The organism is Chryseobacterium sp. BGA-UO-ETr-SB22 (assembly GCF_059567885.1).
In genome coordinates, this window is record NZ_JCAQOV010000005.1 from 1,126,817 (window position 1) to 1,138,185 (window position 11,369).

The following is an 11,369-nucleotide window of genomic DNA, read 5'->3' on the forward strand; positions in this document are numbered from 1 at the left end:
AGAGTGCAAAGCGTTTGAGAGTATGAGGGGTTGTAAGTGAAATTAGGAATATTTAACTCTTTCACCCCATACTATCAAAGGCTCTTACTTATAGATTATCAAGCGCTTTACGATTGTGTTCTTTAAGTTTTTTGAATTCGGTGGGAGTAAACCCGGTAGTATTCCGGAATTGGGAAGAGAGATGCTGAACGCTTTTATAGCCCAGCTTTCCTGCAATTTCAGTAAGATTAAATTCATTATAAAGAAGAAGTTCTTTTACCTTTTCAATTTTCTGAAGAATAAAGAACTGTTCTAATGTGATATTTTCGTTTTGTGAAAATGTTTTGGAAAGGGCACTGTAATCCTTATTAAGTTTTGAACTTAAAAATTCTGAAAGCAGAAAGTCTTCAGCAATATCAAGATCGCTAATCTTTAAAATGATCAGATTTTTGATTTTCTCAGCAATCTGATGCGCAGAATCCATAATTCTTTCAAAACCTGTATCAAGCAGCTCTTTTTCTATGGCCTGCATCTTTTCAGGAGAAACTTCGGTTTCTGTTTCAGCTTCACCTAATAAGACCGCACTTGTTTTTACACCTGCATTACGGAAGATATTTTCCACTGCCGCAATGCACCTGTTGCAGACCATGTTTTTTATGAAAATCTTCATAAGCTGCTGTTTAACCTGTCTTTTACGAATTCAATCTGAGTTTTGCCATGGGGAGAAGGGTTGCCTTCCTCATCCAGGTTTACCATTACGATTTTTTCTACAGTAATAATGGTTTGATGGGTCATCTTATTTCGTACATCACATCTTAAAGTAACAGAGGAGGATCCGAAATGAGAAGCTTCAATCCCTATTTCTATAATGTCTCCCTGTTTGGCAGAGCTGACAAAATTAATTTCAGAGATAAATTTGGTCACCACTTTTGTGTTTTCCAACTGGATAATAGCATATAATGCAGCCTCTTCATCAATCCATTGCAAGAGTCTTCCTCCGAAAAGAGAATGATTAGGATTTAAATCTTCGGGTTTTACCCATTTTCTGGTATGGTAGTTCATCTTTTAATAATTTTGTAGTACAAATTTAGTGTTAATAGCTGATTTTTTCAACAGAATAGCATTTATTGATCTGAAAATAATGATTCATTTTCTCAATCATTTTCTTTTGGAGCGCATAGCTTTCGTTTTTGTAATAGAAATATCATTCAGTAACGCGTGATATTCCTTGCTGTCTATAGGAACCAGGGCTACTTTCTCTTCCTTATTATGATGAATTCCGAATCCATATCTTTTGGCTAATGGAGAAGCTCGAAGGCAGGCCTGGCCTTTGGAAAAGAATTTTTCTCTTTCTTCCTGTTTTTCATTTTCTGAAATATCATTTTTAATGGCATAGCATTCAAAAATAATGTCATCTGATGAATATTGATAAGGGTTGTTTATAAGTTTATCATATTGAAGATTGGCGACTGTTTTTTCTTTTTTCTCAGGAGGGATCTGAGCCTGGGAAACGGGACAATCTTCGGCTATTTCTATAAAGGTATTGGTGTAATTGGTGGTGTATTGTTTCATTTTCTGGATTTTAATTGATATTTTTATTGAATTCAAATAGTAAAGAGACCTATAAATAGGATACTATCGTATGTATTTCAAGCGTATAGATGCTTTAGTTAATTTTTATTTTGAAAATTTAACTAATTTTATAATAGTTGATTTTTGTATTTAATACATTGATAATCAGTTTGTTTATGTTGTTTTTGGTGGTTTTTATTTTATTAGACTCAACATAATGTGAGAAATATTAAAAAAAAGCTTTGATTTGAAGTTTTTAATTGTATCTTGCATACGTTTATATTTGGAATCAATATTTGTTCATTAATTTATGTTGTTTTTCTTTTATATACCAAATTTTTATTAATTTTTATAATTTATTCAAAATGAACATTTTTGTTTCAAACATCAATTACGCAACTAAAGAGTATGAGTTGCACGATCTATTCGCAGAATTTGGTGATGTATCATCAGCTAAAATCGTTACAGACAGAGAAACTGGTCGTTCTAGAGGTTTCGGTTTCGTAGAGATGGGTGATGAAGAAGGACAGCAGGCTATTGAAGCTCTTAATCAAAAAGAATTCAACGGAAAAGCTCTAAACGTATCTGAGGCTAAGCCTAGAGAAGAAAAACCAAGAAGAAGCTTCGACAACAACCGTGGCGGAGGTTATGGTGGTGGTAACAACAACCGTGGCGGTGGCTATGGTGGTGGTAACAACAACCGTGGCGGAGGCGGCGGAAATCGTTGGTAAAAAATATGAAGCGGCTTTTAGCCGCTTTTTTTATGCAATTTAATTTCCAGTAAATCATTTGATTAGAGTTTGTATTGAAATATTATGATGTTTTGGCATAATTTTAGAAAATTATCAATCAATCAAAAAGTAATTATAATGAAAAAACATTTATTAGCATTAATGGTGGTGTTTGGCGGATTATTAATCAATGCACAAAGCATCTATGCGGGCCAGGCGATAAAGCAGGACAGAAAGTACTGGGCAGATAACGGAAGATATTATCTGATCTTTCAGAATGATGGAAACCTTGTTTATTATAGCAAATCTGGCGCTCCTGCATGGGAATCAAAAACGACAAACAGAGGGGTAAGAGCTATTTTTCAGGAAGATGGTAATCTTGTAGTATACACAAGAGGGAATGGTGTTGCTTTTAGTTCAAATACTTATGGTAAAGGAGCAGATAAGTTATCCGTTCAGGATGATGGTAATCTTGTTATTTACAATGGGTCTAACCCTTTATGGGCTTCTCAGGGAGGTTCAAAGGATAATAACAATAATGGGCGTGGCAATGATTATGTAAGAACCGGCCATAAATTCCGTAAAGATGTGAAGCTTTATTCTTCTGACCGTAATTATTATTTAGTTTTCCAGGATGATGGTAACCTGGTTTTGGCTAACAGAAACGGTAATCCGATCTGGGCTACTGCAACAGATAACAAAGGTGGCAGAGCAGAATTTCAAGGGGATGGAAACCTGGTTGTATATGATTCTTATAATAGAGCGGTATGGAGTTCAAATACTGACAGAAAAGGAGCTGTAAAACTTACGGTACAAAATGATGGGAATCTTGTAATCTATGGAGATTATTCTCCAATTTGGAGCTCAGGAACTCAGAGATAAAAACGCATATATACAATAAAAAAGACTGTCCTTTGGGCAGTCTTTTTTTGTAATTTATTGTTTTAATCTTATCAGAATATAAACATTCTCATAATAGATGCTGGCTACTGCATTGTCGGAATATTTTTCTTTTGTAATCTCACTGAAAATAAGTTTAACATGGTATTTGCCCAAATCGGATTCCATTGTTATTTCAGGAACCTTTACAGTTCCTTTTTTGTTTTTATTTTCTTCAAATAATTGAATGATTTGCGGTCCGAAATCTACTTCTTCCTTAGAATTTAATCTTAATATCAATGAGGATCTGTCAGTCAGCTGATCTGTAAGTTGAAACTGGTCTTCATTCAGTTTCTGTGGCTCATTGCTGTAACGATGGAATGAAAGTAAATATTGATAATTTTGGATTCCTATGCTTTGTTTTTCAGGTACAAGAACTATTCTATTGAGGTCGTAAGGTCTGTTCTTTACAGTGATATTTACATTTGAAAATTTATCTTGAATCGTATAATTGACGCTGTAAAATGAACCTTTTTCAATATTGTCTGATAATTCAGCTTGGTCTTTTGGGTTCAGGAAATTTGATAAAAAATCACCTTGTTTTCTTTCTGCAAGAAATTCAAATTTATCAGCAATTTCATTACGGACTGTATCGGTAACTTTTTTATTGAAATTAATTTTACCAGCACTGATTAACTGATTTTGATTTAAAATATTCATCAGCTCGGCCTTCTGACTTCTCTTGGCGACACTGAAAGCATTGAAGTAAGGGAAGATTAAAGCAAAAGCTCCAAACAAAAATAAACTGACCGGAATAAACTTTATCGTAGCCTTTCGGCTGAAAATAAAATAGATAACAATGCTTAACAGCCAAAGCGCGAGTAGAAAAACAAAGTATCTTGGTTCTGTGTAACCATACTCCAGAATTCTTGTAAAAATAGCTGTGAAAAGAAGGATGATTAAAGGAACAATGGTGTAATAGAATGCCTTTGAAAAAATTTTAACCCATGATTTTGCATTTTCCTCTTTTAATGGATGTACCAGTAATAACGCCAGAATCCCAACAATACTGTAGGCTAAAACAAGGTAGGAAACCCAGCCTCTTGGAAGCTGCCAGTTGATCAGGATTTTAAAAGAGTAAAAATAAAGAATTGCTACATAAATAAGAAGCAGCGGGATTAAGATAAATTGAGTGAAGAACTTTAAAACAACAGGATATGTTCCATCTTTTTCAAGATTATTTAAACCTTTATCACTGAACAAAAGGAAAATAAAACTACTTCCGAAAATAGCCAGAACAAAAAATGTATCGGTATAAATTCTGTGATGAAAATGAAAATCAAAAAGTTTATCGACGGCTAAAATAGCCAATTCAACGCCGCCGGTTAAGACCCCGGTAAATACAACAGTCAGGAAAAAATTGACAAAAAGATTTTTGTTGTACTGCCAGAACCTGAGTTCCTTGTCTTTCTCAAGAAACGGAATGAAAGAAACCAGTAAGTGGGAGAGAAGTGCTGTAACTGCAATGATATAAATATAGATCTCTGTGAAATTATTCTTTTTATCGGGCAGAATACAATAGAATCCAATAAGGAAAGCAACTCCACAGAGGTGTAAGAGTAATTCTTTCCCGATTCTCTGTGATACCATTTTCAGGGCAAACATCAGTGAAATCCCGAGACAGGCACAAATGGTAAACTTAATATATGCTGTAACTTCATTAAGCTCTGTTTCAGCAATGCAGATGGCACCAATTGCAGCTAATAAAGCTACTGCTAAAACCATCGGATAACGGAAGATGACTTCGCCGGCCCGGCTTAAAGTTTCCTGGAATTTTGTTTTCATGATTTGGTGTTTTTGAGGGTAAGATTAATCTTTTTTCTTCTTTTTCTTTTTGTCCTTGTCTTTCTCCTTCTCCTTCTCCTTCTCTTTTCCTTTGGTTTTCTTTTCTTTTTTAGGACTCAAGATTTCTTCAGCAAATTCAAACTTAGGTTCTTCAATTTTTGCTGGTTTTATTTCGATTTTAAGATCAAAATGGCCTTTCATATCTTCCTGTGAAATTAGTTTTTCACTTAATAGAAGTTCCAGAATTTCCTTCCCAGAATTATTAAAAAAGTTATGTGAAAGTTCTTTCAAAAGGAATTTTTTATATCCATCCAAAGGAACAAGTACAGTATATTTGAAGATTCTTCCTTCTTTTACAGTGGATAGATAACCTTTCTCAACCAATATTTTCAAATAAGTGGAAACCGTATTCTGGTGTGGTTTCGGCTCCGGATGCTGCTCCATAACGTCCTTCAGATAGAAAGATTCCATTTTCCAAAACAGCTTCATGAAGTTTTCTTCTGCGGCAGTAAGATGATTTATTTTCATAGAGTATTCTAATGTTGAAATTGAATATTGCAATAAAGATAGATAAAAGATACCATAAAAGCTATTCCAGCCCCCATAAATACTTCTTTTACTGTATGTCTTTTTAAAATAACACGGGTAATTCCTACTAAAGCGGCAATTCCCAGCCATAGCAGACCCATTTTCCAGTCAAGGTTAAAGAATAAAGCGGCTACAAATATATTGAATGCAGTATGCATTGAACTTTTGATGAAAAGATTGCTGATCTGTAAAGCAAAAAGAAGAATTAAAATAAACAGCATGACAAGATCAACAGATCCGTTTCTGATGTAATTGAAAAGAAGATAGGCAATCACACAGGCTGCAATAAATATATACAGCGTTTTTCTTTGAACCCGGTTGGATACGTCCATATTGGTATATCTTCCTGTTTTCACATTCCATACCAGCCAAATGACAACCGGAATAATAATCATTGCTAATATAGGAATGAAGTACAGCATAGAATCTTTAAGGGTATATTCCCGGATGCTCATATAGATAAAAAATAAGATCAGAGAGACCAGAGGATTGAAAAAATCAGAGATGACTTTTGAAATTTTGTGTAATAATGAAGACTGCTTTTCTTCCATAATCAAGTTTAAAAACCAAATATACCATTATAACCTCAAAAACCAAACGGAAAACAGAGGTATGAAAGAGAGCGTTTCATATAAAAACAATTCAGTATCAGTTGCTTTTGGTGAAATGAGATCTTTCTCAGTCATTTTAAATTAATATTAAATTTTGCCGAAAATGTATACCTTTAATTCATCAGTTTTAATCTTATTTTATAATGAAACATCTATTCACATTCTTATTGATAATCACAAGTTATTTTACTTTCGGGCAAAAGCTTTCTCAGGGGAATACTTCTGCGCTGCCAGTTCCTGTACATCAGTTAAGGATTTATGAAGTTCCCAAAGAGAATAGACAGGTTTTTCTGGATCGTTTTCGTGACCATGCACTCAGAATAATGAAGAAATATGGTTTTACTATTGTATCGATATGGGAATCAGAGTTCAGGGAAAAATCAGAATTTGTTTACCTGATTGAGTGGAAGGATGAAGCTGCTATGAAAACTGCATGGGAAGGATTTATGGCAGATAACGAATGGAAGGAAATTAAAGCCAGAACAGCAAAGCAATATGGTAATTTCGTTAATGAAATTGAAGACAGAACCTTGAAGCTTACAGATTTTTCCCCGGAAAAAAAGCTGTTGAAATAACCAAAAGATATATTAACAATAATTAAAGAGGAAAGAAATAAGAGAACAAAAAGTAATGAATTCTGATATCCTCAACTAATGGATTGTTTCAGAAAAACCTTATGAATAGGACGATTTTTTATATATCACGGTAAGAAAGGAAGGGATAAAACGTGGCTTTATCAGTCTTTCCCCGGGTCGAAAATTAAGAATAATCCATTCGGCCTGCAAATAGATTTTACAGAAAAAGCGAAAAGTTATCTATGTATAGAATAAAAACAAAGTTTTTTTCATAATTTTGCTCAACTATTTCATCATAAAAAAGCAAGAGCTAACACATGAAAGAATTTTCTAAAGAGGTATACCTGAAGTGGTATGAAGATATGACAATGTGGAGAAGGTTTGAAGACAAATGCCGTTCTCTTTACCTAAAACAAAAGATCAGAGGATTTTTACATTTGTATAACGGTCAGGAAGCTATCCCTGCAGGATTCACGCACGCAATGGATTTGACAAAGGATAGTATGATTACTGCTTACAGATGCCACATCCATCCAATGGCGATGGGAGTAGATCCTAAAAGAATCATGGCTGAACTTTGCGGTAAAGCTACAGGAACATCCGGAGGTATGGGTGGATCTATGCACATTTTCAGCAAAGAACACCGTTTTTATGGAGGACACGGTATCGTTGGAGGACAAATTCCTTTGGGAGCAGGTATTGCTTTTGCAGATAAATATTTTGACAGAAAAGCAGTGAACATCTGTTTCTTCGGAGACGGAGCTGCAAGACAAGGTTCTTTACATGAGACATTCAACATGGCAATGAACTGGAAACTTCCTGTAGTATTTGTGGTAGAAAACAACCAATATGCAATGGGAACTTCTGTAAAAAGAACTGCCAACCACGAAGATATCTATAAATTAGGATTAGGATACGAAATGCCTTGTCTTGCTGTAGATGCAATGGATCCTGAAAAAGTAGCTGAAGCTGCTTATGAGGCTATTGAAAGAGCAAGAAGAGGAGACGGACCTACATTCATTGAAGCAAGAACATACCGTTACAGAGGACACTCTATGTCTGATGCTGAGCCATACAGATCTAAAGAAGAAGTGGCTATTCATAAAAACGATGACCCAATCGAGCTTGTAAAACACAGAATTTTAGAAAACGGATGGGCTACGGAAGCAGAATTGGAAGTTACAGACAATAAGTCAAGAGACTTTGTTGACGAGTGTATCGAATTTATGGAAAATTCTCCATATCCAGAAGTAGAAAAGATCTATGAGTATGTATATGCTCAGGAAAACTATCCATTCCTAGACAAATTAGAAAATTAATAATTAGATAATTTGAGAATTTGAAAATGAATTAGATTTTTTAATTCTCTCATCATCACATTAACAAATTATCATATTAGAAAATTATGGCAGAAGTAATTACGATGCCCCGCCTATCCGACACTATGACGGAAGGTAAAGTGGCAAAATGGCATAAAAAAGTAGGAGATAAAGTAAAAGAAGGAGATATTTTAGCCGAAATTGAAACTGACAAAGCGGTACAGGATTTCGAATCTGAAATAGAAGGGACCCTTTTATACGTTGGCGTAGAAGAAGGAGGTGCTGCTGCTGTAGACTCTGTTTTGGCTATTATCGGGAATGAAGGAGAAGATATTTCAGGATTGACAGGTGGAGCTGCTGCTCCCGCTGCAGGAACTGAAGAAAAAAAATCAGAAGAACAGCCTAAAGCAGAAACTGCTGTACCTGCTGCAACAGAAGTTCCGGCTGGAGTAGAAGTTATTACAATGCCAAGACTTTCTGATACAATGACAGAAGGTAAAGTAGCTAAATGGCACAAAAATGTAGGTGATACAGTAAAAGAAGGAGATCTTCTTGCTGAGATCGAAACAGATAAAGCGGTACAGGATTTCGAATCTGAATTCAATGGAGTATTATTGAAGCAAGGTGTAGAAGAAGGTGGTGCTGCTCCGGTAGATTCAGTATTAGCAATCATTGGCCCTGCAGGAACGGATATTTCCGCTGTAGGAGCTCCGAAAGCTGCAGCTGCATCAACAGAAAAACCAGCTGAACAAAAAGCAGAAGTTAGAACAGAAGAAAAAACGGCTCCTGCTGTAGACTCTTCATCTTCTGACAGAGTAGCAATCTCTCCACTGGCTAAGAAAATGGCTCAGGATAAAGGAGTTGATATCCACAGTGTTCAGGGATCTGGTGAAAACGGAAGAATCGTTAAAAAAGATATTGAAAACTATCAGCCAGCTGCGAAACCAGCTGCTTCGGCTCCAACAGTAAGTGTTGCTGCTCCGGTTGCAGTAAATTTCGTTCAGGGCGAAGATACAGAGACTCCAAACTCACAGGTAAGAAATATTATTGCAAAACGTCTTGCTGAAAGTAAATTCTCTGCACCTCACTACTATCTGATGGTTGAGATCAACATGGATAAAGCAATTGAAGCAAGAAAAGAAATCAATTCTTTACCTGATACTAAGATCTCTTTCAATGATATGATCATTAAAGCTACTGCAATTGCTTTAAGAAAACACCCTCAGGTGAATTCAAGCTGGGCAGGAGATAAGATCATCCACAGAGGAAATATCAATATTGGTGTAGCTGTAGCTATTCCTGACGGATTGGTAGTTCCTGTATTGAAAAATACAGATCAGATGACGTATACTCAGATTTCTGCATCCGTAAAAGATATGGCATCAAGAGCTAAGAGCAAAGGTCTTAAAGCTAACGAAATGGAAGGATCTACATTCTCTATTTCCAACTTAGGAATGTTCGGAATCGAAACATTTACAAGTATCATTAACCAGCCAAACTCTGCTATCCTTTCAGTAGGAGCAATTATCGAGAAGCCAATCGTTAAAGATGGTCAGATCGTAGTTGGAAATACAATGAAACTTTCATTGGCATGTGACCATAGAGTGGTAGACGGTGCTACAGGTGCTCAATTCCTACAAACATTAAGAACATATTTAGAAAGTCCATTAACATTGTTACTGTAATTTTCTGAATTAAGAATATTGAAACCTCCCAAATCGGGAGGTTTTTTTGTTTTTGTTAATGGCTGAATAACGCCATAATATTTCATAAACTTTATAGGTGTAAAATAAATGCAAAAACTAGGAGATTGAATTTTATACTACCAATGTCTGATTCTCATAATCAACAAGAACAAATTTTAGAAAATCAATTAAAATATAATATGCCTTCGGAATTATTCGAAGATTTTTATGATGATATCAATTTGAGAATTAAAAATTATCACTGTATTTTTTGATGGAATTTCAAAATCAAATTACTATTTTTGAATCATGATTAAAGCAAGAAATATCCATAAATCTTATGGGAATTTAGAAGTACTGAAAGGAGTTGATATTCACATCAAAATGGGCGAGGTGGTTTCTATTGTAGGAGAATCAGGAGCAGGTAAATCTACGTTGCTGCAGATTTTAGGAACGCTGGATCATCCGAGCCAATCAAACAAATATGATACTGAAATTGAAATAGCAGGAGAGTCATTTATTAATATGAATGATAAGCAGCTGTCAAAATTCAGAAATCAGAATATCGGTTTTGTATTTCAGTTTCATCAGCTTCTTCCGGAGTTTACAGCACTGGAAAATGTATTACTTCCGACAAAGATTGCCGGAGCTAATGAAAAAGAGGCGCTTGAAAAAGCTTATGCTTTATTTGAAGATTTAAAAATAGAACAAAGACTGCAGCATAAACCCAATCAGCTTTCAGGTGGAGAAGCGCAAAGGGTAGCAGTAGCGAGAGCTTTAATCAATTCACCTAAAATCATTTTTGCGGATGAGCCTACAGGAAACCTTGATTCCAAGAACGCGGATGATCTTCACAGATTATTTTTCGATCTGAGAGACAAATACAACCAGACCTTTGTCATTGTAACCCATAACCCGAATCTAGCAGAAATTACAGACCGTAAATTGGTCATGAAAGACGGAATGATCATAGAATAAAAGTATACAGCACCGGATGATGAAACACTTTATTTTTCTTTTTATAATTTTAATTTCCTGTTCAAAAGCTGAATCCCAGCAGTTGAATTCACTGATTGTGCCCCAGGCAAAGATTTCAGAGATTAAAAATTATATCAAAGGAAAAGAATATAACCAGGAACTGGCTGTTTTTATCAACTTTAAACTTCCTTCTGGGAAATACCGTTATTTCATTTATAATCTGAAAAATAATACAATTATACAGCAGGCTGTTGTATCTCATGGTTCAGGTTCTGTCATTCCAAAATCAGATGCTTTACAATTCAGTAATGTTGAAGGCTCCTATCAGTCATCTCTGGGGAAATATGCCATTGGAGAAAGCTATGTAGGAAAATTTGGAAAAGCTTACCGCTTAAAAGGCCTTGATTCTACTAACAGCAATGCAATGCAGAGGGCAATTGTTCTTCATTCCTATGGCTGTATTCCGGATTTGGAATCCCAGACTCCGGCATGTTTAAGCTTAGGGTGCCCGATGCTTTCAGCAAATGCTTTTAAAGAAACAGCAAAATATATTGATCAGTCGACAAAGCCGGTGATCTTATATGCATTTTATTAATTCATAATCTCT

General features: G+C 35.3%; 13 protein-coding genes. 7 read left to right on the forward strand and 6 right to left on the reverse strand.

Annotation, left to right across the window (positions count from 1 at the left end; all coding sequences use genetic code 11):
* Positions 1–88 precede the first annotated feature (88 nt).
* The 3 genes from AC57AW_RS12345 to AC57AW_RS12355 form a co-directional block, all read right to left on the reverse strand.
* Positions 89–649, reverse strand: a complete 561-nt coding sequence (locus tag AC57AW_RS12345) for a helix-turn-helix domain-containing protein (RefSeq protein WP_318846115.1) — start codon at positions 647–649, stop codon at positions 89–91.
* Positions 646–1,041, reverse strand: a complete 396-nt coding sequence (locus AC57AW_RS12350) for an acyl-CoA thioesterase (RefSeq protein ID WP_318846114.1) — start codon at positions 1,039–1,041, stop codon at positions 646–648. The genes AC57AW_RS12345 and AC57AW_RS12350 overlap by 4 nt, the downstream gene beginning before the upstream one ends.
* A gap of 96 nt (positions 1,042–1,137) precedes the next feature.
* On the reverse strand, positions 1,138–1,551 hold the full coding sequence (locus tag AC57AW_RS12355; RefSeq protein ID WP_496352110.1) for a DUF6157 family protein: 414 nt from the start codon (positions 1,549–1,551) through the stop codon (positions 1,138–1,140).
* A gap of 365 nt (positions 1,552–1,916) precedes the next feature.
* On the opposite strand from AC57AW_RS12355, the gene rbp reads away from it, so the two are divergent.
* Positions 1,917–2,282, forward strand: a complete 366-nt coding sequence (rbp, locus tag AC57AW_RS12360) for an RNA-binding regulator (protein WP_047384580.1) — start codon at positions 1,917–1,919, stop codon at positions 2,280–2,282.
* 138 nt (positions 2,283–2,420) lie between these two features.
* Complete coding sequence (locus AC57AW_RS12365) at positions 2,421–3,164, forward strand: hypothetical protein (protein ID WP_496352111.1); 744 nt, start codon at positions 2,421–2,423, stop codon at positions 3,162–3,164.
* Positions 3,165–3,218: 54 nt separating this feature from the next.
* Here AC57AW_RS12365 and AC57AW_RS12370 read toward each other — a convergent pair whose 3' ends face one another.
* From AC57AW_RS12370 to AC57AW_RS12380, 3 genes are read right to left on the reverse strand one after another with little or no spacing between them, the layout of a single operon-like run.
* Positions 3,219–5,006 (reverse strand): DUF4153 domain-containing protein, encoded by a 1,788-nt coding sequence (locus AC57AW_RS12370; RefSeq protein WP_496352112.1) that lies wholly within the window; start codon positions 5,004–5,006, stop codon positions 3,219–3,221.
* Positions 5,007–5,030: 24 nt separating this feature from the next.
* On the reverse strand, positions 5,031–5,534 hold the full coding sequence (locus AC57AW_RS12375) for a BlaI/MecI/CopY family transcriptional regulator (protein ID WP_496352113.1): 504 nt from the start codon (positions 5,532–5,534) through the stop codon (positions 5,031–5,033).
* Positions 5,535–5,542: 8 nt separating this feature from the next.
* Positions 5,543–6,145: a phosphatase PAP2 family protein gene (locus AC57AW_RS12380; protein WP_496352114.1), complete on the reverse strand. Its 603-nt coding sequence runs from the start codon at positions 6,143–6,145 to the stop codon at positions 5,543–5,545.
* Between the two features lie 203 nt (positions 6,146–6,348).
* Between AC57AW_RS12380 and AC57AW_RS12385 the strand changes: the two genes are divergently transcribed.
* The 5 genes from AC57AW_RS12385 (at position 6,349) to AC57AW_RS12405 (ending at position 11,357) form a co-directional block, all read left to right on the forward strand.
* Positions 6,349–6,780, forward strand: coding sequence for an NIPSNAP family protein (locus AC57AW_RS12385; protein WP_496352115.1), 432 nt, complete (start codon positions 6,349–6,351; stop codon positions 6,778–6,780).
* A 317-nt stretch (positions 6,781–7,097) separates the two neighbouring features.
* On the forward strand, positions 7,098–8,099 hold the full coding sequence (gene pdhA / locus AC57AW_RS12390; protein ID WP_496352116.1) for a pyruvate dehydrogenase (acetyl-transferring) E1 component subunit alpha: 1,002 nt from the start codon (positions 7,098–7,100) through the stop codon (positions 8,097–8,099).
* Positions 8,100–8,185: 86 nt separating this feature from the next.
* On the forward strand, positions 8,186–9,784 hold the full coding sequence (locus tag AC57AW_RS12395; RefSeq protein WP_496352117.1) for a dihydrolipoyl dehydrogenase family protein: 1,599 nt from the start codon (positions 8,186–8,188) through the stop codon (positions 9,782–9,784).
* 309 nt (positions 9,785–10,093) lie between these two features.
* Entirely contained in the window at positions 10,094–10,762 is a 669-nt protein-coding gene (locus tag AC57AW_RS12400; protein ID WP_047384594.1) for an ABC transporter ATP-binding protein, read from the forward strand.
* Between the two features lie 82 nt (positions 10,763–10,844).
* Positions 10,845–11,357, forward strand: a complete 513-nt coding sequence (locus tag AC57AW_RS12405; protein ID WP_496352118.1) for a murein L,D-transpeptidase catalytic domain-containing protein — start codon at positions 10,845–10,847, stop codon at positions 11,355–11,357.
* Positions 11,358–11,369 lie beyond the last annotated feature (12 nt).

Bases quoted from the DNA above. Each gene is read 5' to 3' on its own strand.
- AC57AW_RS12345 (WP_318846115.1), bottom strand. From the start codon at position 649: ATGAAGATTTTCATAAAAAACATGGTCTGCAACAGGTGCATTGCGGCA.
- AC57AW_RS12350 (WP_318846114.1), bottom strand. From the start codon at position 1,041: ATGAACTACCATACCAGAAAATGGGTAAAACCCGAAGATTTAAATCCT.
- AC57AW_RS12355 (WP_496352110.1), bottom strand. From the start codon at position 1,551: ATGAAACAATACACCACCAATTACACCAATACCTTTATAGAAATAGCC.
- rbp (WP_047384580.1), top strand. From the start codon at position 1,917: ATGAACATTTTTGTTTCAAACATCAATTACGCAACTAAAGAGTATGAG.
- AC57AW_RS12365 (WP_496352111.1), top strand. From the start codon at position 2,421: ATGAAAAAACATTTATTAGCATTAATGGTGGTGTTTGGCGGATTATTA.
- AC57AW_RS12370 (WP_496352112.1), bottom strand. From the start codon at position 5,006: ATGAAAACAAAATTCCAGGAAACTTTAAGCCGGGCCGGCGAAGTCATC.
- AC57AW_RS12375 (WP_496352113.1), bottom strand. From the start codon at position 5,534: ATGAAAATAAATCATCTTACTGCCGCAGAAGAAAACTTCATGAAGCTG.
- AC57AW_RS12380 (WP_496352114.1), bottom strand. From the start codon at position 6,145: ATGGAAGAAAAGCAGTCTTCATTATTACACAAAATTTCAAAAGTCATC.
- AC57AW_RS12385 (WP_496352115.1), top strand. From the start codon at position 6,349: ATGAAACATCTATTCACATTCTTATTGATAATCACAAGTTATTTTACT.
- pdhA (WP_496352116.1), top strand. From the start codon at position 7,098: ATGAAAGAATTTTCTAAAGAGGTATACCTGAAGTGGTATGAAGATATG.
- AC57AW_RS12395 (WP_496352117.1), top strand. From the start codon at position 8,186: ATGGCAGAAGTAATTACGATGCCCCGCCTATCCGACACTATGACGGAA.
- AC57AW_RS12400 (WP_047384594.1), top strand. From the start codon at position 10,094: ATGATTAAAGCAAGAAATATCCATAAATCTTATGGGAATTTAGAAGTA.